The following is a 23363-nucleotide window of genomic DNA, read 5'->3' as shown; positions in this document are numbered from 1 at the left end:
TCAAGGAGAGACGATGACCTTTGCCAACGATCTTTTTACCGGCCGAACCGTCGTTATCCCCGGCGGAACATCGGGCATTGGGGCTGCGACGGCTGAGCGTTTTGCTGCGCTCGGTGCCCGGGTCGTCTGCTGCGGCCTTGGCGCCGCCGGCGGACCACGCAGCGAGCGGATCGAGAGCCGGGACATCAACGTCCTTCAGCCCGGCGCTCTCGACGATTTCTTCGCGAGCCTCAATCAGATTGATGTGCTCGTGAATTGCACCGGCGTCAGCCGCGATCGCGACGAATGGAAGAAAGAGAAGTTCGATGAGGTCATAGCAATCAACCTGACGTCCGTCATGGATTGTTGTCGCTTGGGCCGCAGCCGGATGACATCCGGTTCGTCCATCATCAACATTGCGTCCATGTATTCGACGTTCGGCGCCGCAGATCGGCCAGGTTATTCGGCCAGCAAGGGAGCGATCGTACAACTGACAAAGTCGTTGGCGCAGGAGTTTGCGGCGGAGAATATCCGCGTCAATGCCGTCGCGCCGGGCTGGATCGTAACGCCGCTGAGCCGGGCATTGTTTGCCGATGAAGTCGTTTCGGCGCCGATCAGAAACCGCATACCGGCGGGACGATGGGGCGAGGCGGCGGAAGTCGCCGACGCGATCGTCTTTCTGTCGTCCGAGGCAGCACGCTACATAACCGGCGTCTGCCTGCCGGTCGACGGCGGCTACCTGACCTCATGAGGAAGACAGCATGGAACCGGTTTTCTCATCCGTTAAAGTTGCAGGGGGAAGGGATTTTCCGAGCGTTGCCCGCAGCTTGTTCGGCAATGTGCGGCTCGATTTTCAATCGGGTGACGAAGATCAAAGCCGGCTGTTGTCGGCAATGCTCGGCACCTGCCGCCTGACGCTGCTGGAAGCCGATACGCACACGGTTTTTGGCGAGCACGTGACCCTCGGCTCGGACTCTCCCGATGCCATCAAATTGGTTTTCCAGACACATGGCTTTTCGTCCCTCAACCAAAATGGCCGTAGCGTTCCAGTCGGCGCCGGCGCGAGCATCATGTATGATCCAAGCCGTCCCTATGTGCTGACCAACAGAACGGCTGTCCGCCTGCTTCTCCTGCAATTGCCCCGTCGCGCGCTTCCAGTTCAAGCGGTCAACCGGCTGATGGAGCCGTTTGTCGCCATGCCCGAACATGCGGGGATGCAGCGCATCCTGCTTTCGCTGATGGATTCGACAATCCGGGAGATCGGCAGGTTGGACGACACGGTGCGTGCCAGCCTCGGCCAGACGATGATCGAGCTCGTTCGCACCATGATCGGCGATCCGCAGCGGGAACGATCAAGCGCCCATTCCCTTGACCTGCTGCGACGGCGTGTGAAGGACTTTGTCTCGGACCACATCTCGCGGCCCGATCTCGATGTCGGCATGATCGCGCGCCGTATGGGTTGTTCCATTCGCTACGTCTATCGTGCATTTGAGGCCGAGGGCACGACGCCGGCCGACTATATCTGGAGCCTGCGGCTGGAAAGAGCCGCATCCCGACTACGGGACGCTGCATGCCGCCCGGGCGAAATATCGGAGATTGCCTTTGCGCTTGGGTTTTCTTCGAGCGCGCATTTCTCCCGGGCGTTTCGTGGCCGCTATGCGCTTTCGCCCTCCGATTGGAGAAAGGGCGGCCCGGCGTGAATCCGCGAGGCCGCCACGCGTTTATCGCATTGCGTCCGCTACACGCAGCGTGTCGGTGAATTGTTCGAAGCGCCGGATCTTGTCGTCTGCGACGCTCCAGACGTGAACGACACGCGCCTTGAAGGACTTGCCGGTCTGTCTGTAAGTCCCGGCATAATCACCGATTCCGATCACGTCGCTGCCTGCATCCAGCAGCCGTTCCAGGGCGAACGTGTAGCCGTCGAAGGCTTCTCCGAGTGCGAAAAAAACGTTTTTGAGAACCTCTTGCGGACCGACATAGGTGCCGGCACAGGGAAAGCCATCCATTTCCGTCCATCGGCAATCGGCGGCGATGTCGGCAAGCATGCCGTCCATATCCCGGCGCGCGTTGGCGTCGTAGTGTGCCTTCACGATTTCATAGGCTGTGCGCATCGTTCTGCCTCAAACTGGTTCCTGCCCGGGGAGATAGTAGGTCATCGACGCCTTGCGGATGAAGGCGCCCGCCGGGGTGTTCTGGATATGGCCATCACCAGTGATGCCAAGGAATTTGCCTGTTGAACGCATATCCTTGAAATTGTAGAAGAATGTCGAGGCGACAGCGATCTTGAATTCGCGGAAGGTGAAGATGTACTGATCATCGTCGAACTTGTAGGTGGTCGTCAGGTCGACGTCACCGTGCCCGCGTTGCACGCCGACAAGGCATTGCCATGCATAGCGTTGCGACGACAGATAGGTATGTTCGTAGACGTGGTTCGGGCTATAGGTGAAATGCGCCCTTAGCCCGATCAGATCCCGGCTTTCGGCGGGCACCGGTCCGCTGACCGCGCCGCCTTCGAGAATACCGGGTCGGAAAATCTGCGCCACCTGCGGCTCTCCGACGGATTGCTCCTTTTCGCGAACAATCGAATAGATCGAGAGAACGCGGCGGCTGGAAACGTTCAGGATCAAGGTCTCGGCTTCTTTGGGTCGACCCGCGAAAATGACTTCGACGAAGAAGGTGTCGGGCGCAACCTCGATGACTTCGACCTTGTCGGTTGCGCTGTCATCGCCGTCCGACCATTGCACATTGTCATCGTGGAAGGTGAGTTGAAGCTTGCGTCCGTCGTCAAAGGCGATCGCGTGGGATGAGCCGGAAAGGGCATTCGTCGCCGGCAGTCGGTTCGCGTCGATCCCGTATGCGAACTGATCGTAGGTTTTCCAGTCTTTCGGATTCTGGTTCATTATTGTCTCCTCCTCAGGTGAATGCGAGCGTGGGCAGATCGACAGTCCCGGCTCCGCCGTCGACGGTCAGGATGGCGCCGTTGACCATTGCGGCTTCCGCCGAGGCCAGGAAGCAGACTGCATTGGCGACATCTTCAGGCGTTGCGGGACGGCCAAGCGGCACGTCCTTCGTCACCAGGGCATAAGCGTCCTCGATGCTCTTCAGCTTGAATTTTTCCATGATGAATTCCATCTGCTCGTCGGCCATCGCCGTCGTCACCCAGCCGGGGCAGACGGTGTTGGTCCTCACGCCAAGACGGCCGTAGTCCCGAGCCAGCGACTTCGCCAGGCCGATACACGCATGTTTCATAGTGACGTAGCCTGCGGCATCCGGACCGGCAAAAAGCCCCGCTATCGAGGCAAGTACGACGATATTACCTTTGCTCTCGATCAAATGCGGCAGCGTTTCGCGCGCACTGACGAAGGCCGTGTTGAGGTTGAGCCTGATGGCCAGATCCCAGGTCTCGTCTGACATGCTGACAGTAGGGCCGACACCATGGCCGCCGGCATTGGCCACGAGAATATCCAGGCTGCCGAACTGCTCGGTGACGGCAAGAGCGGCAGCCTTCATGCTGGTGCCGTCGGCTGCATCGGCGACAACGACCGAGGCTCCGATCTCTTCGGCAACTGCGTAGAGTGGATCGGGACGTCGCCCTACGAGCGCGACATTCCCACCCTCCAACCGAATCCGGCGGGCGACCGCCGCACCGATTCCCGTTCCCCCGCCCGTAATCAAGGCGGTCTTGTTCTTAAAGCGCATGATGTCTCCTCTCACCTTGAGGAATATCATGGCCCAAAGCGGCGGAGCCGTCGTGTCCACTTCTGCAGTAAGTTTTGACTGAGAGTGCACAGACCACGGTGAGCAGACGATGTCGATTGGCCTGCCTGCGCCTAGGCCACCATATGCATTCCATATATAGGCGTTACGCCTCAGAGATATCCTCGAATCTCGACCAATTTTACAAGTCTCTGTGCGATCAGGCCCCCGCAACCAACGATACTTGAATATTTGCCCATGCAAGTCGCTTGACAGAAAGCTCCTCCGCGTAAGCGTCGAGGAGCTTTTTGCGTTTCTGCTGGGTGTCCAGTTCCCCGGACGCCAGCTGACCTGCCACGGAACTTTCATCAGGCAGCGATGAGAGCCTCGGCGGTTTTTGAACCGCAAGATGGCGTGGTGCAACCGGCGGAAACGCGAAGCTTTCATCTTGCACAGCGAACCACTCGTCGCAAAACGTCCTGAGCCCGGACACATCATAACCAGCGACGACATAACTGCGACGGCATTGTATGAGGTGCGTCGCCGTTGTACCATGTAGTCTGACAAGTGCGCGCGGTGCTCATTGTATAGCCGGAGCCAAAGTCCGGTCGTGCGCTTCAACCCGATGAATAAGTAGCCGGGATCATGGAACTTATCGTCGCCCTTGGCCTGATCGTCTTGAAGGTCGCGTTGCTGATTGCGATCCTGCTGTTGCTACCCTTGCCGCTAACCTGGCTGGAACGCAAGATCGCCGGGCACATGCAGCAGCGGATGGGGCCGATGCGCGTGGGATGGCACGGGCTGTTGCAGCCGGTGGCGGACGGAATCAAGCTCCTGACCAAAGAGGATCACATCCCGGCCGAGGCCGACCGGTTCCTGTTCAAACTGGCGCCAATCCTGGCGCTCGCCCCGCCCTTTGTGGTGTTCGTCGCGATCCCCTTCGGCGAAACTGTCTCGGTCCTCGGCCACGAGATCACGCTCTACGTCTCCAACATGAATGTGGCGCTCCTTTTTGTTTTCTCGGTGATCGGGATCGAGGTTTATGGCGTCATCTTCGGCGGCTGGGCCTCCAACAGCAAGTACGCTGTTCTGGGCAGCCTCAGGACCTGCGCGCAGATGATCAGCTACGAGATCCCGATGGGGTTCGCGGTCATCGGCGTGGTCATGCTGGCGCAATCCATGAGCCTGCTCGAGATCGTGCGGGCGCAGGCCGATGTCTGGAACATCGTCTACCAACCGGTCGGATTCTTCGTGTTCTTCGTCGCCGGGCTCGCCGAAGCGCAGCGCATTCCCTTCGACCTGGGGGAGGCGGAGGGTGATCTGGGGGCCGGGTTCCATACCGAATACAGCGGTATCCGCTTTGCCTTCTTCATGGTCAGCGAATATGCCATCGTATTGCTTGTGTCGGTCCTGGTGGTGATCCTGTTCTTCGGCGGTTGGAACGGAGTTCTGATTCCCTTGCCACCGCTCCTGTGGTTTGTGCTCAAGATCGCGTTCTTCGTCTATGTGTTTATCTGGTTCCGCTTCACTTTCCCCCGCTACCGCTACGACCAACTGATGGCGATCGGATGGAAAGTCTTGCTTCCTCTTTCAATGGCGAACATAATTATAACCGGTGTACTTTTAGGGGTCGTAGCGGCTCCGTAGCGAGGCGGCGATGTCGCGCGCGCAGGACAGAGTTGGAACATGGATTGGTTGGGCGTTCTTTGCCGATCTGGCGAGCGCCTTGGCTCTGACCTTCGGCTACATGTTCTCCAGATCCGTGACCATGCAGTATCCGGACAAGGAAAAGTGGCTGCCCTACTCCCGCTATCGCGGGCATCACTTCCTGACGCGTGATGAAGAGGGCGAGATCAAGTGCGTGGCCTGCGAACTCTGCGCGCGGATCTGTCCCTGCGACTGTATCGAAGTCGTCCCCTACGAGGACGAGAAGGGCAAGCGGCACCCGGCCAAATTCGAGATCGACACGGCCCGCTGCCTGTTCTGCGGGCTGTGCGAAGACGCCTGCCCGGCGGACGCGATCGCGCTTGGCCAACAATACGAATTCTCGAGTTTTTCCTCAGCTGACCTGGTGATCGGGCGCGATGATCTGCTCGCCAAGCCGGGTAAGGCGGCAACCGGCGGCGGCGTGGTTGCCGCGCGCCTGAATACGAAGAAGGACGTACTTGTCGAGACGAAAGAGACGCAGGGCTACAACTGGTGGCGGAATATCCGGCGAACATGAACGCGCGCCAGCTGTCAAACCGAAGCGCTCGAAAAGGAGGCTCAGATGTTTGTCGGTGAAATCATGAAAAACAAGGGTGTCGGTGTCATCGCAGTTGCTCCCGATCAGACGATGGTGGAGGTACTGCGGCTGTTTCGAGACAACAATATCGGCTTCGTCGTCGTCAGCCGATCGAACGGCAGATACCTCGGTACGCTGTCGGAGCGGGACTGCTGCAATGCGGTGGCGGAATACGGGGCCGAGGCGGCGGCAAAGCGGGTCGCGGACATCATGAATCGCAATGTGGCGACGTGTTCGACACAGGATTTGCTGCCCGTCGCGATGGGGATCATGACCCAGCGGCGTACGCGCCATGTGCTGGTCACGGATGGAGGCGACGTTGTCGGCGTGGTCAGCATCGGCGACGTGGTTAAACACAGGCTCGACGAAGCGCAGCGTACAGAGCAGGATCTGCAGGATTACATTTGCGGGACCAGGTATCACTGACGTCGCCAACTCGATGTGAAGACGCTGGGGCGGGCAGCTTGCCGCCGAGCCTTGCGGTGCCCCGACCCCAAATCTTCAGACCCCACGCCAGATCCGGCCTGGGCGGTCGACCTCAGGAGTGGCATGCGCCTTCTGGACTTCCACCGCGCATGGATATTCGCCCCGCCGCAGCAGGCTGTTGAGACGCAAGGCTCTATAGTTTTCCGGAACGAAGACGAGGCCCTTGGGAAACCGCCTGTCGACCTTGAGCTGCGCCGTCAGTTCGCCCTGGCCGGAACGCACGATTACCTGATCGCCATCCGAAAGGCCAAGCTCCGCGGTATCCTGCGCGCTCATCGCGACATAGGGATCGTTGGCGACCGTGTTCAGGATGTCCGACCGTTCGGAAAGATATCCGTTGTGGAACAGGCAGTCGCCGGTGATCAGCATGAGCCGGTCGGCTGCTGTCGGGACGGGCGGCGGCGCAGGGAGCATGCCAGCCGGTAGTGTTGGCACCGCCTTGGTGAAAGCGCCGTCGGCGCCAAGCCCGTCCTGCGTCAACCCCTGATAGGCCGGAACCAGCCGGGCAATCTCGTCGAAAATTTCGGCTTGCGTCGATGGCCGCAGCGCCTGGTTGCGTAGCGCCGCGACGAAGTCGACAATCGCCAGATTGCCTCGCGCCTCGAAAACGGGCTCACGGAATTTGCGAACATTCTGGATCCGACCCTCGTTGTTGGTGAACGTTCCGGATTCCTCGCCGTAGCCCGCCGCGGGCAAGACGACCTCGGCCATGCCCGCCGTATCCGTGAGGAACGCGTCCTGCACGATCAGGAGATCGGCGGCGCCAAGCGCCCGCGTCGCAAAGTCCCGGTCGGGATAGGCGACCAGGGGGTCGGTTCCGACGATGTAGAGCGCGCCCATCCGCCCACCGACGCAGAGTTCCAGCATGGCGTCGAGACCCGCGCCCGGCTCAGACGGGATTTCGGCGCCCCAGTTCCGTGCAAGAGTTGCGCGCGCCGCATCATCGGCGACCGGCCGCAGCCCCGGCAGAGCCGCTGGCAGACCCCCCATGTCCCAGGCGCCCATCTGGTTGGCACGGTCGAAGAGAAACTGCATCGCCGGGCCTTTGCCGAGCAGGCGGAGAACGTGCAGCAGGTTGTTGAGCTGCTGCAGCGTCGCGCGCGCTTCGGGTGATCTCAGGAGGTCGACGCTGACAAGCACGGTGACGCTGCGGCCTTCCTGGAGCGCGGCGGCCAGGCGATCCGGCCCGTCACTGCCGGCGCCCGCCGCCGGCCTGCCGATTGCCGCGTCGATGTCCGCAAAAGCGCCGCCCGGCAAGGCCTGACCAGCTGCCGCCACGAGACCGGCCACCACCGCCGCAAGGCTTGCCGCTTCACCGCCCGGAGGCACACGAACCACCACCCTGGCATCGGCGTCCAGACGCGATGGCCGCGCCGATAGCATGAGCAATCCGGTCTGCCGCCGCCGCGCGCCGTCCCGCAGCAGGTATTCGGTGACCGGGTTCTCCTCGGTTATATTGCCTCCGACGACGAGCACGCAGTCGTTGCCGATTACGTCGTCCAGCGGCGTGCGGCTGTAGAAAGTTGCCAATAGCGGGCCGAGCGTATCGAAGGGCGCGGCCCAGCGTGACGAACAATCAATGTTGTTGGTCCGGAATACTGTTCGCATCAGCTTCTGGAACTGATAAAGCACCTCGTTGGGCAGGCGAGGCGAGGCCAGCCCGCCGGCATCCTTGCTCTCGACGGCCAACAGTCGCCGACGCAGATAGTCCCCCGCTTCGTCCCAGGAAACCGGAACCAGGGCGCCATCCTGACGGATCATTGGCAGCTTGATCCGGTCCCGGCTTGCAACGAAATCGAGGCCGAAGCGTCCTCGCACGCAGAGAGTTTCGTGGTTGACACCTTCGTCCCACTTCGAGCGCACTCGCATGAACTCGCCCTTGCGCGTGCCCACCGTCAGCTGGCAACCGGTGCCACAATGCGGGCAGACCGTGTCGGTCTCTACGAGATCCCAGGGGCGCGCCTTGTAGCGGTAGGGGAAGCTCATCAGCGCGCCGACCGGGCAGACCTCGACGCAATTGCCGCACTGGTCGCAACTCGCCAGACTGCCCTCGAAGCCGGTGACGGCGGTATCCATGCCTTTTTCGACGGTGCCCAGCGCCACCGCACCGACGACCTCCTCACACATCCGGACGCAGCGCTGGCACTGGATGCAGCGGTTGACGTTCATGATGATGACCGGGCTCAGACGAATGTCCTCGGAGTGGAACACACGTTTGTCATCGCGGAATTGGCTTTCGCGGGGCCCGTAGGCCATTACCATGTCCTGAAGCTCGCATTCGCCGCCCTTGTCGCAGATCGGGCAGTCGAGGGGGTGGTTGGCGAGCAGCATGTCGAGCATGGAAGAGCGCGTTTCCTCGATCAGAGGCGTGTTCGTCCGCACGACCATGCCATCGGTGGCCGCAGTGGCGCAGGACGGCTGCAACCGCCGCACGCCCTCGATCTCCACCAGGCACATGCGGCACGAAGCCAGCGGCGGCAGCCGCTTCAGATAGCAGAAGGTCGGGACGTCGATGCCCAAACGCTGGGCGGCCTGCAGCACTGTCGAGCCAGCCTCAACTTCCAGCGTTTGTTCGTCGATCGTGACTTTAAGCATGGTTTCCTCACAACCCTGATCCAGCACACTCCTTCAGTGAAACGGGCACCTCCGCTCCTCGACATGGGCGACGAATTCATCTCGGAAATGCGCGAGTGCTGCACGCAATCCCATCGCTGCACCGTCACCCAAGGCACAAAACGTATTGCCGAAAATGCCCTTGCAGAGCATCTCCAGCTGCTCCAGATCGCCGGGTGCGCCATCCCCGCCTTCAACCCGGCGCAGGACCTTCACGACCCAGTTCAATCCTTCCCGGCAGGGCGTGCACTTGCCGCAGGACTCATGGTGGAAGAACTCGATGATCCTGGTGGCGACCTTGACCATGCAGGTGCTATCGTCGATCACGATAACGCCAGCCGAACCGAGCATCGAGCCGGCGGCAGCCAGCGAGTCAAAATCCATCCTCACGTCCAGCCCGTGCTCAGGGATGACCGGCGCTGAGACCCCGCCCGGGATCACCGCCTTGATCTTGCGTCCCGGCAAGGCCCCGCCGGCATGTTCCTCGACCAGTTCGCGCAGTGGTATGCCCATCGGCAACTCGTAGAGGCCGGGTTTGCGCACCTGCCCACTGAGGCAGTAGAGCTTCGGGCCGGGGCTCTTGTCCGGGCCGATGCCGCGGAACCAGTCCGCGCCCCGCGCCACGATATGCGGCACGCAGGCCAGCGTCTCGACATTGTTGATCACAGTCGGGCTGGCGTAGAGCCCGGCCACGGCCGGAAACGGCGGCTTCAATCGTGGCTGCGCCCGCTTGCCCTCGAGCGACTCGAGCATCGCAGTCTCCTCGCCGCAGATATAGGCGCCTGCGCCGCAGTGGATGTGGACGGCGAAATCGAAATTCGAGCCCAGAATGCCCGTTCCCAGATAACCCTTTTCGTGTGCCTCGGCGATCGCCTGCTCCAGGCGACGGATCGCCGTCACATATTCTCCGCGGATGTAGACATAGGCGGTTTTGGCTCCAATCGCATAGGCGCTTACCGCCAGCCCCTCGATGAGTTGATGCGGATCGCGCTCCATGATGATCCGGTCCTTGAAGGTGCCTGGCTCGCCCTCATCGGCGTTGCAGCAAAGATATTTCGGCTTGTCGACCTGCTTCGGCACGAAACTCCATTTCATGCCCGTCGGGAATCCGGCACCGCCGCGACCGCGCAGGTTGGACTGTTTGACGAGGTTAACCACCTCGTCAGGCGTGTATTCGCGCAGCGCCTTCGCCAGTGCCTGGTAGCCGCCGCTAGCCTCGTAAGTCGACAGCAGGTGACTGTCCGGCACGGCGACATTCTTGAGGAGAACCGGCTCGAACATGGCGCTACTCTCCCTGCGGTCGCGCAGAGGGCTCGATGCTCGCGACCCGTTCCGTCGTAGCCCGCAGGTTGTCCAAAAGTGCATCTATCCGCGCGACATCAAGGGCGCCATGGTAATCGTCGCCGACCTGCATCACCGGAGCCATCTCGCAGGCACCGAGGCACTCGACGGAGGAAAGCGTGAACAGCCCGTCCGGCGTGGTGTCGCCCTTCCTGATCGCCAGCGCCGTTTCCAGATGCTTCAGCAGGTCCTCGGCTCCGCACAGCATGCAGGAAACATTGTCACAGAGTTGCAGGTGGAACATGCCCACCGGCTCGGTATGGAAGAGCGTATAAAAGGTCGCCAGCTCGTAGACCCAGATCCGTTCGACTCCGAGAGTGTCGGCGACTTCTTCCAGCACCTGACCAGGCAGATGGCCATGCTCCCTCTGCGCGATCAGAAGCGCGGGCATGATCGCAGAGCGCTGGTCGGGATACCGCGCCGCCGCCTCTTTTATCTTTTCGCGCATGGTCATCGCATTCAAATCCTTGCTACTTGTCCACCTCCGCCATCACCGGGTCGAGGCTGCCGAGCACGGCGATCATGTCCGCCAGATAGCGGGCGTTGGTGACCCCGAAGAGGGCCTGAAGATTGACGAAGGAGGGTGCCCGCACCTTCATGCGGAACGGTTTTGGCGACCCGTCGCTGATGATATAGAAGCCAAGCTCGCCCTTTGGCGCCTCGATCGCCGAATAGACCTCGCCCTTCGGCACCTTGAAACCATAGGCCGACAAGTCGAAATGCTGGATCAGTGCTTCCATCGAGCAATGCACCTTGTCCTTGTCCACCGGGAAGGCGATTGTTGGCATGTCGATCTGGAACGGCCCCTCGGGCATCTGGTCGAGGCATTGTTCGATGATCCGGACGCTCTCGCGCATCTCATCGACGCGGCATCGCCAGCGCGCATAGCAATCGCCCTCATCGCGGGTAATGACGTTGAACGCGAGCCGGTCATAGATCTCGTAGGGCTCGTCGCGGCGGATGTCCCAATCGACGCCCGAGGCGCGCAGGTTCGGGCCGCTCAGGCCAAGATCGATGCCGTCCTCGGCGGAGATCACGCCGATCCCCCGCGTGCGCTTCAGGAACACCCGATTGTTATCGACCAGCCGTTCATAGTCGCGAATCCGGTTCGGGAAGATGTCACAAAACTCCCGGATCTTGGGAAAGAACCCGTCGGGCAGATCCTCGCGCACACCGCCGACCCGGCAGAAGGAAGTGTGCATCCTCGCGCCGCTGATCATCTCCAACAGATCCATGATCATTTCGCGCTCGCGCATGACGTAGAGCAACGCGGTCATGGCGCCCAGGTCCAGCGGCAGCGCGCCGGTGATCAGGAGATGACCGGAGATCCGTGCCAGTTCGGCCATCATCACGCGGATATATTGTGCGCGGATCGGTGCTTCTATGCCGAGGAGTTTCTCCACTGCCAGCGCGAAAGCCAGGTTGTTCGAAGGCGGGCAGAGATAGTCGAGCCGGTCCGTCAGCGGGAAAATCTGGGTATAGGTGAAGCTCTCCGCCAGTTTTTCGGTGCCGCGGTGGAGGTAGCCGATATGCGGGTCGACGCGCTGGACGTACTCGCCGTCCAGTTCGAGGACGAGCCGAAGAACCCCATGCGTGCTGGGGTGCTGCGGGCCGAGATTGAGAAGCACTTCCTTGGTATTGAGCGCTTCATCTTCCGGCCTGCTGAGTTCGGTGACTTCGGTCATCTCAACTTTCCGGCGTAGAACGGCCTCCCTTACGGAATGTCCCTGGTGGCAAGGTCGGGCTGTGTTGGCGGCGGACCTTCGGCCCCGAAGGGGTTCAGCTTGTCCTTGTAGCCCCTTAAGGGGAAATCCTTGCGCTGGGGAAAGCCCTCGAAGCCTTCCCACATGTAGATCCGGCGCAGATCGGGATGCCCCGCGAACCTGATGCCATACATGTCCCAGGCCTCACGCTCGTGCCAGTTGGCGGTGCGCCAAACTCCGGTGACCGAGGGAACCTGTGGGGGATCGCCAAGCCGGCACTTGATGCGAACCCGCCAGCCGTTGGGCAGCGAATAGAGGTGGTACACCGCCTCGAACCGCGGTGTTTCGGGATAATGATCAACCCCGCAGATGTCCGAGAGGAAGTTGAATTGCAACGCCGGATGTTCTTTCAGAAACCGGCAGAACTCGACGATCTTCTCAGGTGGAACAGCAAACGCGTGAATCCCGTGCGCGGCGCCGAGGTCCTCGACGGCTTCCCCGAAACGCTCCATGATCGGAGCGCGATTGAGGGACGGCTCCACACTCATGACGCTACAACCCGATCCAGAGGCGTCCCGGCCAGCGCGCGGGACCTCTTGATCTTCTCTTGAAGCAGGAGGAAGCCGTGCATCAGCGCCTCGGGCCGCGGCGGGCAGCCGGGCACATGCACGTCCACCGGCACGAAAGTTTCCGCCCCCTGCACCACGGCATAGGTGTTGTAGACCCCGCCCGAGATGGCGCAGGTGCCCATGGCGATGACCCAGCGGGGTTCCGGCATCTGGTCATAGAGCCGGCGCACCACGGGCGCGAACTTCCGCGTTATGGTGCCGGCAATGATCATCACGTCGGACTGACGGGGCGATGGCCGGAAGACGACGCCGAACCGGTCGAGATCGTAGCGGGCGCACCCCGCCGAGATCATCTCGATGGCGCAGCAGGCAATTCCGAAGGTCTCGGGCCACAGCGCCGACTTTCGGCTCCAGTTGATCAGGCTGTCGGCCGTGGTGAACAGCACGCTGTCGCGAATCGCGTTGTTTACGCCTCCCATTCCAGCGCTCCCTTTAGCCAAGCGTAGGCGAAGCCCACGAGAAGCAGCAATATGAAGATGAACATCTCGACATAGCCGACCAGCCCGATCTCTTTCAGGACGACGGCCCAGGGAAAGAGGAACACCGTCTCGACATCGAAGACCACCAGCAGGATCGCAAGGATAAAGAACTGCACCCTCAAGCGGCCCCCGGCGGCGTCGCCGGCGGCGTCCATGCCGCATTCATAGGGCATGTTTTTTGCGGGATACGGATTGGACGGGCGCAGGAGCGAGGAGACAAAAAGCGTCACCCCCGCCACCAGAACAACTCCGGCGACCATGAAAAGAACCGGTAAAAATTCCATTGCAGCCATATCGCACTGCACCGGTCACCCATCGGGGGCTTTCCTCACGCCGCGACCGACCCCGTTCGGGACCGGTAATGCGGTCGTCCTGGGAAGCGACCTGGGCAATCCTTTCTTGAGTTGCCAGTTTATTCCGTCGGGTTGATCATTGCAAATCCAATCGATTAGCCACCAAACACTGCATGCTGAGCAAGCCTCAGAAACCACGCCGGAAATAGGCCGATGCCGATGGTGCCGGCGGCGGTGAAGGCCAGCGTGGCGCGCACCAAGGGCGTCAGTGCGGGGTCGAACGTCCTCTCCGGCTCGCGCATGTAGATCACCATGACGATGCGGATGTAAAAGTAGGCGGCGACGACACTCAGCAACACTGCGATCACCGCCAGCATGACGAAACCTCGCTCGACGAGCGCGACCAGCACGTAGAACTTGGCGAAGAACCCGGCCGTCGGCGGAATGCCGGCCAGCGAGAACAGATACAGCAGCATCAGAAGCGCCAGCCCGGGATGCGACTTGGCGAAACCCGCATAGTCTTCGATAATCTCGCCCGAGAAATCGCCATTCCGCATCATGATGACGGTGGCGAAAATGCCGAGATTCATGAAAGAGTAGATCAGTAGGTAAAGCATCACGCTGGCGATCCCGTCCGCACCGCCGGCGGCTACCCCGAAAATGGCGAACCCGGCATGGGCGATGCTCGAATAGGCCAAGAGACGCTTGAAATTGTCCTGCACCAGCGCCACGAAACTGCCGAGTGCCATCGTCACCACCGCAATGACGGCGAGGATGATCCAAATGTCTGAGGCTGCGACCAGAGGATTGAGGAACACCCGCAGGATCACCGCAAACCCCGCTGCCTTGGGGCCCACCGACATGAAGGCGGTGATCGTCGTCGGCGCACCTTCATAGACGTCCGGCACCCACATATGGAATGGAACCGCGCCGACCTTGAAGACTAGCCCCGCGACAATGAAGACCACCGCAAGCAGCAATCCGGGATCGAGCGGATCGTCGGTCACGGCCGCAGCCATCCCGTCCAATTGCGTTGTGCCGGTGAGCCCGTAGACCAGCGAAACGCCGTAAAGGAAAATCCCGGTCGAGACCGCGCCAAGGATTACGTATTTCAGTGCTGCTTCGTTCGACCGCCGCTCATGCCGCAGGAAGCCGGTCAGCACATAGGTGCAAATCACCATCAGTTCGAGGCTCACATAGATCGACAGGAGATCGGTCGCGGAGGCCATGATCATCATGCCCGAAAGCGCGAAGAGCAGCAGGACATAGTATTCGCTGCTCCCGATCCCTTCGATGTCGGCATATTTTCGCGAAAGGAGGAACGTCAGAACGGTGGCTAAGTAGAAAACGAACTTGAAGAAGACCGCGAAGCGGTCGGCGATGAACATGCCCGTGTATGCCGGCCGCACTTCGCTTGCCAGCATGAGTGTCGCCAAGGCGGCAGTCAACACGACCGCGACCGACGCCCAGACAAGGAAATGTTCCTGTCCCTTTCGCACAAACTGTCCCAGGATGAGCAGGATGCAGGCGCCGGTGATCACCACGATCTCGGGCAGGCTCGCTAGGGCCGACTGGAAAAGCGTGGCGGCGGTCATTGGCCGCTCCCCCTACTGTGCACGTGCGTCAGCAGATGCTGCACCGAGGCATCGATGACGTTGAGAAAGGGTTTCGGATAGAGCCCAACCCAGAGTACGAAGACGGCCAGCGGCAGGATCGCAACCATCTCACGGGCGTTCACGTCGCGTATCGTCAACCGGGCGCCGACGCTGGCCGGGCCGAGCGCGACTTTCCCATACATGCCAAGCAGATAGGCAGCCCCCAGCAATGCGCCCAAAACGGCGGCCGAGCCGGCGACCAAGTTGGCCGCAAACCCGCCTGACAGCACCAGCAACTCGCCGACGAACGAATTCGTTCCCGGCAGCGCCATCGACGATAGGGTAAACAGTGCCAGAAACGTGGTGTAGACCGGCGCCACCTTCATCAACCCGCCATAGTCGGCGATGCTGCGGGTATGGGTCCGCTCGTAGATCAGCCCGACGAACAGGAATAGGGCGCCTGTCGTCACGCCATGATTGAACATCTGCAGGATACCGCCCTCGAGCCCGCGGAGGTTCAGCGCAAAAATCCCCAGCGTCACGAAGCCCATATGGCTGATGCTGGAATAAGCCACCAGCTTCTTCAGATCGTCCTGCGCCAGCGCGAGCAATCCGCCATAGACGATCGCAAGCGCCGAAAGCGCCAGCATCAGCGTCGAATAATACATCGATGCCTCCGGCAGCATCGGCAGCGAGAACCGCAGGAATCCGTAGGCGCCCATCTTCAGGAGCACTCCGGCGAGGATAATGCTGCCCGCCGTCGGCGCCTGCACATGGGCGTCCGGCAGCCAGGTATGGACCGGCACCATCGGCACCTTGACCGCAAAAGCGATCAGGAAGGCGAAGAACAGCCAAGACTGGACCCGGAACGGCAAATCCTGCGCTGTGAGGGCGAGGATGTCGAAGGTCTCGCCGCCGTTGAAATAGAGCACGATGACACCGATCAGGAACAGGACGCTGCCCGCCAGCGTGTAGAGGAAGAACTTGAATGCCGCATAGACCCGGCCGTCGCCGCCCCAGACGCCGATGATCAGGTACATCGGGATCAGCATCGCCTCCCAAAAGACGTAGAACAAGAACAGGTCGAGCGCGCAGAACACCCCCAGCATCAAGGCCTGCATAGAGAGCAGACTGATCATGAACTCCTTCACCTTGCGCTCGATCGCGACCCACGATGCGAGGACGCAGATCGAGCCCAACAGCGTGGTCAGGAAAACGAAGAGCGCGCTGATTCCGTCGACGCCGAGCGCATAAGTGATCCCGAGCGTGGGCACCCACGGGCGCGTCTCGGTGAACTGCATCTGGTGGGTCGTGGTGTCAAAGCTCGTCAGCATTGCAATGCAGAGAGCGAGGTCGACAACGGTGACACCCAGCGCGGTCCACCGTACGGCATCGTCGCTGCGGAGAAACATCAAAACCGCTGCTCCGGCGGCCGGCGTGAATACGATGAGGCTCAGTAGCGGGAATCCCATCGCACCCCCTACCGCCACACCACGGCGAAGACGATGGTGGCCGCGACTACACCGGCGATCATCGCCAGAGCGTAATGGGTCACGACGCCGGTCTGGAACCGCCGCAGCGCGTCGCCGCCGCGCAGGATCGAGCGGGCGACGCCGTTCACGACGGCGTCCACGCCGGTGAGATCGATCCACAGTCCCGCCCGTGCCGCCCCATGCAGGAGGGGTAGCGCTGCGGTCTCCGACACGTCACTCACCGCCTTTTCGTAGCGTGCCAACGGTTTTTCGGCGAACCACATGAAGAGCCGCGCGCCCTTGCGATAGAACCAGTCGGTGTCGAGGCTGATCGTGTTCTCGGGGTCGAGCGCCCTGAGGAACACCACGAATCCCAGGGCGGTGAACATCAGCAGGCCGAGGCTCTCCGTGATATGGGGGCCTGTGTAGGGTTCGAAGTCGACTGGATAGGGCAGAAGCGCATAAAGTGGCTGGGGAAACACCCCGATTGCAATGCAGAGCACCGCCGCCATGCCCATTGCAACCAGCATATTGCGCGGCGGCTCCCGCGCCTCCAGTTTCCGGTCCACGCCGAAAAACATGTAATACGGGAGCTTCAAGCCCGTGTGCAGGAACGTCCCCGACGACGCCATCGTCAGCGCCAGCACGACAAACGCCCGATGATCCTGTCCGGCAGCCGCAATCACCATCGATTTGGTGACGAAGCCCGAGAAGAACGGGAACGCCGAGATCGCGAAGGCGCCGACCATGTAAAGCGCCACGGTCAGCGGCATGGTCTTGTAAAGCCCGCCGAGCTCGGTGAGTTTGCGACGGCCGGTGACGTAGATGACTGCCCCGGCACCCATGAACAGAAGTGCCTTATAGAGGATATGCGCGAAGGCGTGGCCGGCAGCCCCATTCACCGCCATCTCGGTCCCGATGCCGATACCCGCGATCATATAGCCCACCTGGCTGACGATGTGATAGGCGAGCAGCCGCCGGCAGTCGTTCTCCAGCACGGCGTAGATGACGCCGTAGAGTGCCATCGCGGTGCCGAGCCAGACCAGAATCTCAGTCCCCGGAAACGCCCGCGCCAGCACATAGACGGCGGTCTTGGTGGTAAACGCGCTCATGAACACCGCCCCGGTGACGGTCGCCTCCGGATAGGCATCGGTCAGCCAGGCATTGAGCGGCGGCACGGCCGCGTTGAGGATGAAGCCGGCGAGGATCAGGTAGTCGCCGACCCCCATTCCCCCGTTGGTGAGGCTCCCCGCGATCGGGCCGAAAAGCAGTGAACCGGTGGCGAGCCCGTGGGAAATGATGCCGCCGAGCAGGACGACGCCGCCGGTGATATGGACCATGAGATAGCGGAACCCGGCCCGGATCGCCGGCCCGCCACGCTGCGCGAAGACCAGATAGGCGGAAGCGAACGCCATGCCCTCCCAGAACAGGTAGAGGGTCAGGTAGTCACCGGCAAACACCACGCCAAGCGCGCTGCCGACATAGACGAATGCCGCCACGTGCTGGCCGGCATCCGTCAGATGCAACGCGTAGACCATGCCGATCAGCGCCATGATGGTGAAAACGGTGGCGAAGACGATGCTGAGCTTGTCCACCTTTGCGATCAGGATCTCCTGCCCGATGAACCGCGCTTCGCCATAGCTGCCCGGCTCCATCGCAAGCACGACAAGGATCGCCAGCGCAGGGATCAGAAGCAGATAGGCCTTGCGGACCGACCCGCTGAGGAACGGGATCGGTAGGGCGCCAAGAATAAAGAGCAGAGCTGGATGGATGAAGTTAGTCATAATAGTCCTCGCGCCGCATCAGCCCGACGCGATGGCCGAGAAACTTGGAAACGAAGATAAGCAGGACGCAGGAGACGAAGCCGTAGACGGCCGACCAGCCAGGCACGCTGTCCCACAGATATTCGGCGTGTTCGCGGAAGACCAGGAAGTCGGCGACGACGATCAGGACGAGCACCAGATAAAACAGCCGGCGGCGGCGTGTCGCATATGCCTCGTTGCCGAAATAATCGACGATGCTATTGATCATCTGACCACTCCTTCCGCCAAAGCCAGAAAATAGCCCGGGAAAATGCCCATCAACACCGACAGGAGGGCGGTTACGACCAGCGGGATCGTCATCATTGGAATTTCACGGACCGTAGCCGAACTTTCCTGCTCTTCCGTCCCGAAAAAGGCGGCATAGCTAACCGGCAGGAAGTAGGCGGCGTTCAGGACCGAGCTCACTAAGAGCACGATCAGGAACGCAATTTCTCCCGCCTCCACAGAGCCCAGCGCCAGATACCATTTGCTGACGAACCCCGCGGTTGGCGGCACGCCAATCATGCTGAGCGAGGCGACGAAGAATGCCCCCATCGTCCAGGGCAGCCTGCGGCCGACACCGGCCATGTCGCTGATGTTCCTTTTGCCGGACGCGCAATAAATCGAGCCGGCGCAGAAAAAGAGTGTGATCTTTGAGAATGCGTGAGCCGCGATGTGGATGATCCCGCCGACCATCGCGACCGGCGACAACAGAACCGCGCCCAGCACGATGTAGGAGAGCTGGCTGACCGTCGAATAGGCGAGCCTGGCCTTCAGGTCGTCCCGCGTCAGGGCGTAAACCGACGCCATCAGGATCGTGAACGAAGCCAGATAGGCCGTTACGATGCCGAGGCCCAGCCCGCCCACTAGCCCCGTGCCGAAGACATGGAACACCACCCGCAGCACGCAGAACACGCCCATCTTGACCACTGCCACTGCATGCAAAAGCGCGCTGACCGGTGTCGGCGCGACCATCGCGGCGGGCAGCCAGGCGTGCATCGGCATCACAGCGGCCTTGGCGAAGCCGAAAAGATAGCAGAAATAGACGACCGTCAGCAGCGCCGCCGAGGCATCGCTCCCCGCCAGCAGCCCTCCCGCGACAAAGTCGAGCGACCCCGCAATATGGTAGGTCAGCGCCAGTGCGGCGAGCAACGCGCTTTTCGAGGCGCCCATCAGATAGACGAGGTACTTGCGGCTGCCCCTCCATCCCTCTTCGTCCTCGTGGTGGTAGACGAGCGGATAGGTAACGAGGCTGAGCACTTCGTAAAAGATCACCAGCGTAAACAGATTGGCGGCGAAGGCGCCCCCGGCGGCGGCCGCAAGACTGCTGGCGAAGCAGGCGAAGAACCGGGTCTGCGCATGCTCGTTCAAATGCCGCATGTAGCCGACGGAATAGATCGCCGCCACGATCCACAGCAGCGACGAGACGGTGGCAAACACCATGCCGAGCGCATCGACCCGGAAAGCAAAGTCAATCCCCGGCAGAATCTCGAACAGGCGCAGTTCGACCGTCCCGCCCGCGAGCACCGTGGGCGCCATCGACACGACAATCGCGAACATGGCGATCGCGGCCAACGGCGAGACCAGATCGCGAAGTCTCTCGCGCTTGTTCAAAAGGAGAACGGCAAGGGCCGCCAGACCGGCGACGGTGACGGCAAGCAACGGCCGGATCGATACAACCGGGTCCAAAGCCGCTATCCTTTCATCACCGTCACGTCGTCGACCTTGAGGGTGGATTTGTTCCTCACGAGGGCGACCAGGATTCCGAGGGCGACGGCAACCTCCGCCGCGGTGATTGCGATGACGAAGATCGCGAAGATCTGCCCGCGGAAATCGGCGTGGTAACGCCCGAAAGCGATGAAATTGATGTTGACCGAGTTGAGCAGCAGCTCCAACGACATCAGTACGACTAGAATATTGCGCCTGAGCAGCACGCCCGCCGCTCCGATCACGAACAGGACCACTCCGAGCACAATATACCACCAGAGCGGAACCATCACCCCTGCTCCTTCCGCGCCAGCATGATGGCGCCGACCAGGGCTGCCAGCAGGATTACGGAGGCGGTTTCAAACGGCAGGAGATAGTCGGCGAAAAGTGCTGTGCTAAGCTGCCGGATGCCATCGCCGCCGCGCATGACGACGGGCTCCATGACCGAAAAGCGGTCGCTCCAGAGCAGCAGCACGAGCATCTCGACCCCGAGCAGGACGAGCAGTACCAGAGCCGGGAGGTTGCCGCCCGGCAAGAATCGCTGCAACACGGCTTCGCGCACATCGATCATCATGATCACGAACAGGAACAGGACCATGATCGCGCCGACATAGACGAAGATCTGGATGACCGCGAGCAACGGTGCCCCGAGCAAGACGAAGATTGCCGAGACCTGCAGGAAACACGCCATCAGCGCCAATGCGCTGTGAACCGGATTGCGCGCCAGGACCACCGTCAGGGCCGTGATCACGGATACCGCAGCGAACAGAAGAAAGAACCCCTGATCCATCGACGCCGACCCTCCGACGCGAACTGGTACCCGGCGCGAGACGGCCGGATTCGAGATTGCGCCGCAAATTCCGATGCGTTCACAAATTGTGCCCTAATATCGGATTTTTCACAAGATTATTGTCATTGGCGGAGCAAACCAGGCCGGTCCGGATGTGGCGAAGGTCGCTTGCGAAGCGCGCGCTTTCGATAGCGCCGTACCGATTTTATTGTTCCATAGGCAAATGGCTTGGGCCGGTCGGTACCGACGTTTTGTTACGGCGTAGTGGGAAATTTCTTCCAAATCACACCGGCTGTTCCGCCGAAGTTACAAGTCTCTGTGGCTTCAGGCCCCCGCAACCAAACTTTCCTTCCAAAAATCAAAGCGCTCCTCGTGGAGCAGCCCGCTCGGCGGGCAATCGATTCACTGGATCGATTGCTTATCCGCCTCGCCTCGTCAGGCTCATAACCTGAAGGCCGCAGGTTCAAATCCTGCCCCCCAACCAGAATTTACCAATTATCTAATTATCAACAAGAAAGCCCTCCCATCGTGGAGGGCTTTCTTGCGTTTAAGGCCTGGCACACGGCTAGCATTGGGTAAACGCCTCGGGCACGAGCGTCACCTGATTGACCAAGGTGCGGGGAAATTCGCGCTTAGTGCGGCTGCAAAGCCGATGAAAGATAGTTGATGAAAGTTCAATACGGAGAAGAAGTGGCGAATCACTCTGACCCCGAGTCATGCGGGGCACATCGCGAGGTGTGCGTCGAAGCGTTGACAGGGGAAACCGGCAGGCCGGCCATTGAGCCGCGAAATGATCAGTTCGGGATGCCGACGCTGTTAAGCGAAGCGGAAGGCAACACGGTGCATGGCGTCAATCGCAAGCCATGCCCCGATCCCGCGCGGTCGGAGACCCTGTGCATGCCGGGAAGTCTTTCATACGGAAGCAGCGAGATCTCATCAGTGTCCAGTGCAAATGGACTGGACGGGACTGGGAAGATCGTTGATCACAATCCAGTCGTCAACGCTGATGAGAAGTCGGATACGCCCATAGTACTGCAGAAGTTGCCGAACAAGGGAGATGATCCTGCGGAGGCGATGGAGGGAAGGGGTGTAATCGGAGGGAACGCCTTCGAAACTCCAGCGTGCCGGACACAGAGCCGGATAAGACACGCTTCGATGGGGATTGAAGGTGTACGGGAAGCCGCCAAGCGGAACCCGAAGATGCGTTTCACGGCGCTGATGCACCACGTCACTCCGACGCTGTTGGTGAAGAGCTTCCATGCGCTTCGCAAGCAGGCGGCGAGTGGAGTGGACGGCGTGACGTGGTACGATTATGAGAAGACCCTCGAAGGGCGCGTGCACGAATTACATCTGGAGATTCAGTCCGGTGCGTATCGTGCACAACCGTCCCGACGGGTCTACATTCCGAAGAATGACGGAAGACTCCGTCCCCTCGGTATTGCAGCACTGGAAGAAAAAGTCGTGCAGATGGCCGTGTCCACGGTTCTGAACGCGATTTATGAGCAAGACTTCCTGGGCTTCTCATACGGGTTCCGACAAGGAAGGGGGCAGCATGACGCGCTGGACGCCTTGTGGGTTGGGATCGACAAGCGGAAGATCAACTGGATACTGGACGCGGATATTCGCTCGTTTTACGATGAAATCGATCACGAGTGGATGCTTCGTTTCCTGTCGCATCGAGTGGGTGACCGCCGGCTGATACGTCTGATCTACAAATGGTTGAAAGCGGGCACGATTGAGGATGGCCGCCGCGTCGCATCAACGCGAGGAACTCCTCAAGGCTCTGTAATTAGCCCCGTGCTATCGAATATCTATCTGCATTACGCATTGGATTTATGGGTCCAGCAATGGCGTATCCGAAACGCTAAAGGCGACGTGATCATTGTACGTTATGCCGACGACAGCGTGATTGGGTTCCAGTACGAAGGAGAGGCGCAGCGCTTCCTGCAAGCATTGCGGGAGCGTCTCGCTCAGTTTGGCTTGCAACTACACCCGGAAAAGACGCGGCTAATACGCTTTGGGCGGTATGCTGCGCGAAACTGCCGGGAGCGTGGGATCCGCAAGCCAGAGACCTTCGACTTTCTGGGATTCACACACTGCTGTGGTAGGCGGCGCAATGATGGGGGCTTCAAGATTGTCCGTCTGACAATCAAGAAGCGCATGCGCACGACGCTGATGGCCATTCGGGAAACGCTAATGCGAAGACGCCATGAACCGATCGCAGTAGTAGGTCGATGGCTACGGCAAGTGTTACAGGGGTATTTGAACTACCATGCGGTGCCAGACAATCTAAGACGATTGGGAGGGTTCCGCTGGGAAGTTGGTCGAGCTTGGCGACACGCTTTGATGCGTCGAAGCCAACGAAACCGGCTGTCTTGGGATCGTTTCCAAAGGCTGCTTCGCAAATACCTGCCGCCATGTCGCTTGTTGCACCCGCATCCAGATGCTCGGTTCACCGTCACAACATCCGATAGGAGCCGTATGCGGTAGTGCC

At 60.8% G+C, this 23363-nt stretch carries 23 protein-coding genes; 6 read left to right on the top strand and 17 right to left on the bottom strand.

The features are described from left to right. The first annotated feature begins 13 nt into the window (after positions 1-13). Both J3P73_RS20005 and J3P73_RS20000 read left to right on the top strand, forming a co-directional pair. The gene (locus J3P73_RS20005; RefSeq protein WP_130675703.1) at positions 14-730 is read left to right on the top strand and encodes an SDR family NAD(P)-dependent oxidoreductase; all 717 of its coding nucleotides are present in this window, start codon (positions 14-16) and stop codon (positions 728-730) included. A 10-nt stretch (positions 731-740) separates the two neighbouring features. After that, the gene (locus J3P73_RS20000; RefSeq protein WP_024323628.1) at positions 741-1679 is read left to right on the top strand and encodes a helix-turn-helix domain-containing protein; all 939 of its coding nucleotides are present in this window, start codon (positions 741-743) and stop codon (positions 1677-1679) included. Between the two features lie 21 nt (positions 1680-1700). On the opposite strand, the gene J3P73_RS19995 is transcribed toward J3P73_RS20000, so the two are convergent. From J3P73_RS19995 to J3P73_RS19985, 3 genes are read right to left on the bottom strand one after another with little or no spacing between them, the layout of a single operon-like run. Beyond that, positions 1701-2090: a nuclear transport factor 2 family protein gene (locus J3P73_RS19995; protein ID WP_024323627.1), complete on the bottom strand. Its 390-nt coding sequence runs from the start codon at positions 2088-2090 to the stop codon at positions 1701-1703. Positions 2091-2099: 9 nt separating this feature from the next. Next, a complete protein-coding gene (locus J3P73_RS19990) occupies positions 2100-2879 on the bottom strand; it encodes a MoaF C-terminal domain-containing protein (RefSeq protein ID WP_130692553.1) in 780 nt (259 codons plus the stop codon). A 13-nt stretch (positions 2880-2892) separates the two neighbouring features. Beyond that, the gene (locus tag J3P73_RS19985) at positions 2893-3678 is read right to left on the bottom strand and encodes an SDR family NAD(P)-dependent oxidoreductase (protein ID WP_207579690.1); all 786 of its coding nucleotides are present in this window, start codon (positions 3676-3678) and stop codon (positions 2893-2895) included. 642 nt (positions 3679-4320) lie between these two features. Between J3P73_RS19985 and nuoH the strand changes: the two genes are divergently transcribed. Genes nuoH through J3P73_RS19970 form a run of 3 tightly spaced genes read left to right on the top strand, consistent with a single transcriptional unit; the run spans position 4321 to position 6385 of the window. Continuing rightward, entirely contained in the window at positions 4321-5322 is a 1002-nt protein-coding gene (nuoH, locus tag J3P73_RS19980) for an NADH-quinone oxidoreductase subunit NuoH (RefSeq protein WP_130659370.1), read from the top strand. Between the two features lie 10 nt (positions 5323-5332). Then, positions 5333-5899 carry an NADH-quinone oxidoreductase subunit I gene (locus tag J3P73_RS19975; protein ID WP_017961924.1) on the top strand — a complete coding sequence of 189 codons (567 nt, stop codon included), beginning with the start codon at positions 5333-5335 and terminating at the stop codon, positions 5897-5899. Between the two features lie 45 nt (positions 5900-5944). Next, positions 5945-6385 (top strand): CBS domain-containing protein, encoded by a 441-nt coding sequence (locus J3P73_RS19970; protein ID WP_018073594.1) that lies wholly within the window; start codon positions 5945-5947, stop codon positions 6383-6385. A gap of 75 nt (positions 6386-6460) precedes the next feature. Here the strand turns inward: J3P73_RS19970 and nuoG are convergent, their stop codons facing one another. From nuoG to J3P73_RS19900, 14 genes are all read right to left on the bottom strand, one after another. Next, positions 6461-9040 (bottom strand): NADH-quinone oxidoreductase subunit NuoG, encoded by a 2580-nt coding sequence (nuoG, locus tag J3P73_RS19965; protein ID WP_130692549.1) that lies wholly within the window; start codon positions 9038-9040, stop codon positions 6461-6463. A 33-nt stretch (positions 9041-9073) separates the two neighbouring features. Further along, positions 9074-10339 carry an NADH-quinone oxidoreductase subunit NuoF gene (nuoF, locus tag J3P73_RS19960; RefSeq protein ID WP_130656121.1) on the bottom strand — a complete coding sequence of 422 codons (1266 nt, stop codon included), beginning with the start codon at positions 10337-10339 and terminating at the stop codon, positions 9074-9076. 4 nt (positions 10340-10343) lie between these two features. Beyond that, positions 10344-10853, bottom strand: coding sequence for an NADH-quinone oxidoreductase subunit NuoE (gene nuoE / locus J3P73_RS19955; RefSeq protein ID WP_018073597.1), 510 nt, complete (start codon positions 10851-10853; stop codon positions 10344-10346). Between the two features lie 16 nt (positions 10854-10869). After that, the gene (gene nuoD / locus J3P73_RS19950; protein WP_130656119.1) at positions 10870-12084 is read right to left on the bottom strand and encodes an NADH dehydrogenase (quinone) subunit D; all 1215 of its coding nucleotides are present in this window, start codon (positions 12082-12084) and stop codon (positions 10870-10872) included. A 29-nt stretch (positions 12085-12113) separates the two neighbouring features. Beyond that, positions 12114-12650, bottom strand: coding sequence for an NADH-quinone oxidoreductase subunit C (locus tag J3P73_RS19945; protein WP_018483158.1), 537 nt, complete (start codon positions 12648-12650; stop codon positions 12114-12116). After that, complete coding sequence (locus J3P73_RS19940) at positions 12647-13150, bottom strand: NuoB/complex I 20 kDa subunit family protein (RefSeq protein WP_018073600.1); 504 nt, start codon at positions 13148-13150, stop codon at positions 12647-12649. Before J3P73_RS19940 ends, J3P73_RS19945 begins: the two co-directional genes overlap by 4 nt. Next, positions 13138-13503 (bottom strand): NADH-quinone oxidoreductase subunit A, encoded by a 366-nt coding sequence (locus tag J3P73_RS19935; RefSeq protein WP_130692547.1) that lies wholly within the window; start codon positions 13501-13503, stop codon positions 13138-13140. The genes J3P73_RS19940 and J3P73_RS19935 overlap by 13 nt, the downstream gene beginning before the upstream one ends. Positions 13504-13658: 155 nt before the next feature. Next, entirely contained in the window at positions 13659-15098 is a 1440-nt protein-coding gene (locus J3P73_RS19930) for an NADH-quinone oxidoreductase subunit N (protein WP_130656118.1), read from the bottom strand. Continuing rightward, positions 15095-16570 (bottom strand): NADH-quinone oxidoreductase subunit M, encoded by a 1476-nt coding sequence (locus tag J3P73_RS19925; RefSeq protein ID WP_026171019.1) that lies wholly within the window; start codon positions 16568-16570, stop codon positions 15095-15097. The genes J3P73_RS19930 and J3P73_RS19925 overlap by 4 nt, the downstream gene beginning before the upstream one ends. Positions 16571-16578: 8 nt before the next feature. Next, entirely contained in the window at positions 16579-18354 is a 1776-nt protein-coding gene (locus J3P73_RS19920) for a Na(+)/H(+) antiporter subunit D (RefSeq protein ID WP_207579689.1), read from the bottom strand. After that, entirely contained in the window at positions 18347-18601 is a 255-nt protein-coding gene (locus J3P73_RS19915; RefSeq protein WP_018073605.1) for a hypothetical protein, read from the bottom strand. Before J3P73_RS19915 ends, J3P73_RS19920 begins: the two co-directional genes overlap by 8 nt. After that, positions 18598-20061, bottom strand: a complete 1464-nt coding sequence (locus J3P73_RS19910; RefSeq protein WP_018483151.1) for a monovalent cation/H+ antiporter subunit D family protein — start codon at positions 20059-20061, stop codon at positions 18598-18600. Before J3P73_RS19910 ends, J3P73_RS19915 begins: the two co-directional genes overlap by 4 nt. Positions 20062-20066: 5 nt before the next feature. After that, positions 20067-20369, bottom strand: coding sequence for an NADH-quinone oxidoreductase subunit NuoK (nuoK, locus tag J3P73_RS19905; RefSeq protein ID WP_007819572.1), 303 nt, complete (start codon positions 20367-20369; stop codon positions 20067-20069). Further along, positions 20369-20869 carry an NADH-quinone oxidoreductase subunit J gene (locus J3P73_RS19900; protein WP_018073607.1) on the bottom strand — a complete coding sequence of 167 codons (501 nt, stop codon included), beginning with the start codon at positions 20867-20869 and terminating at the stop codon, positions 20369-20371. Before J3P73_RS19900 ends, nuoK begins: the two co-directional genes overlap by 1 nt. A gap of 666 nt (positions 20870-21535) precedes the next feature. Between J3P73_RS19900 and ltrA the strand changes: the two genes are divergently transcribed. After that, on the top strand, positions 21536-23359 hold the full coding sequence (gene ltrA / locus J3P73_RS19895) for a group II intron reverse transcriptase/maturase (RefSeq protein ID WP_018482305.1): 1824 nt from the start codon (positions 21536-21538) through the stop codon (positions 23357-23359). Positions 23360-23363 lie beyond the last annotated feature (4 nt).

Source organism: Rhizobium ruizarguesonis, from assembly GCF_017357285.1.
Classification (GTDB): Bacteria; Pseudomonadota; Alphaproteobacteria; order Rhizobiales; family Rhizobiaceae; genus Rhizobium; species Rhizobium ruizarguesonis.
The sequence above is the reverse complement of the archived record's forward strand: the minus strand, read 5'-3'. Positions and strand labels throughout refer to the sequence as shown.

Bases quoted from the DNA above. Each gene is read 5' to 3' on its own strand.
- nuoG (WP_130692549.1), bottom strand. From the start codon at position 9,040: ATGCTTAAAGTCACGATCGACGAACAAACGCTGGAAGTTGAGGCTGGC.
- J3P73_RS19990 (WP_130692553.1), bottom strand. From the start codon at position 2,879: ATGAACCAGAATCCGAAAGACTGGAAAACCTACGATCAGTTCGCATAC.
- J3P73_RS19945 (WP_018483158.1), bottom strand. From the start codon at position 12,650: ATGAGTGTGGAGCCGTCCCTCAATCGCGCTCCGATCATGGAGCGTTTC.
- nuoF (WP_130656121.1), bottom strand. From the start codon at position 10,339: ATGTTCGAGCCGGTTCTCCTCAAGAATGTCGCCGTGCCGGACAGTCAC.
- J3P73_RS19940 (WP_018073600.1), bottom strand. From the start codon at position 13,150: ATGGGAGGCGTAAACAACGCGATTCGCGACAGCGTGCTGTTCACCACG.
- ltrA (WP_018482305.1), top strand. From the start codon at position 21,536: ATGAAAGTTCAATACGGAGAAGAAGTGGCGAATCACTCTGACCCCGAG.
- J3P73_RS20000 (WP_024323628.1), top strand. From the start codon at position 741: ATGGAACCGGTTTTCTCATCCGTTAAAGTTGCAGGGGGAAGGGATTTT.
- J3P73_RS19930 (WP_130656118.1), bottom strand. From the start codon at position 15,098: ATGACCGCCGCCACGCTTTTCCAGTCGGCCCTAGCGAGCCTGCCCGAG.
- nuoE (WP_018073597.1), bottom strand. From the start codon at position 10,853: ATGACCATGCGCGAAAAGATAAAAGAGGCGGCGGCGCGGTATCCCGAC.
- J3P73_RS19900 (WP_018073607.1), bottom strand. From the start codon at position 20,869: ATGGATCAGGGGTTCTTTCTTCTGTTCGCTGCGGTATCCGTGATCACG.
- J3P73_RS19920 (WP_207579689.1), bottom strand. From the start codon at position 18,354: ATGACTAACTTCATCCATCCAGCTCTGCTCTTTATTCTTGGCGCCCTA.
- nuoD (WP_130656119.1), bottom strand. From the start codon at position 12,084: ATGACCGAAGTCACCGAACTCAGCAGGCCGGAAGATGAAGCGCTCAAT.
- J3P73_RS19925 (WP_026171019.1), bottom strand. From the start codon at position 16,570: ATGGGATTCCCGCTACTGAGCCTCATCGTATTCACGCCGGCCGCCGGA.
- J3P73_RS19935 (WP_130692547.1), bottom strand. From the start codon at position 13,503: ATGGCTGCAATGGAATTTTTACCGGTTCTTTTCATGGTCGCCGGAGTT.
- J3P73_RS20005 (WP_130675703.1), top strand. From the start codon at position 14: ATGACCTTTGCCAACGATCTTTTTACCGGCCGAACCGTCGTTATCCCC.
- J3P73_RS19970 (WP_018073594.1), top strand. From the start codon at position 5,945: ATGTTTGTCGGTGAAATCATGAAAAACAAGGGTGTCGGTGTCATCGCA.
- J3P73_RS19995 (WP_024323627.1), bottom strand. From the start codon at position 2,090: ATGCGCACAGCCTATGAAATCGTGAAGGCACACTACGACGCCAACGCG.
- nuoH (WP_130659370.1), top strand. From the start codon at position 4,321: ATGGAACTTATCGTCGCCCTTGGCCTGATCGTCTTGAAGGTCGCGTTG.
- J3P73_RS19915 (WP_018073605.1), bottom strand. From the start codon at position 18,601: ATGATCAATAGCATCGTCGATTATTTCGGCAACGAGGCATATGCGACA.
- nuoK (WP_007819572.1), bottom strand. From the start codon at position 20,369: ATGGTTCCGCTCTGGTGGTATATTGTGCTCGGAGTGGTCCTGTTCGTG.
- J3P73_RS19975 (WP_017961924.1), top strand. From the start codon at position 5,333: ATGTCGCGCGCGCAGGACAGAGTTGGAACATGGATTGGTTGGGCGTTC.
- J3P73_RS19985 (WP_207579690.1), bottom strand. From the start codon at position 3,678: ATGCGCTTTAAGAACAAGACCGCCTTGATTACGGGCGGGGGAACGGGA.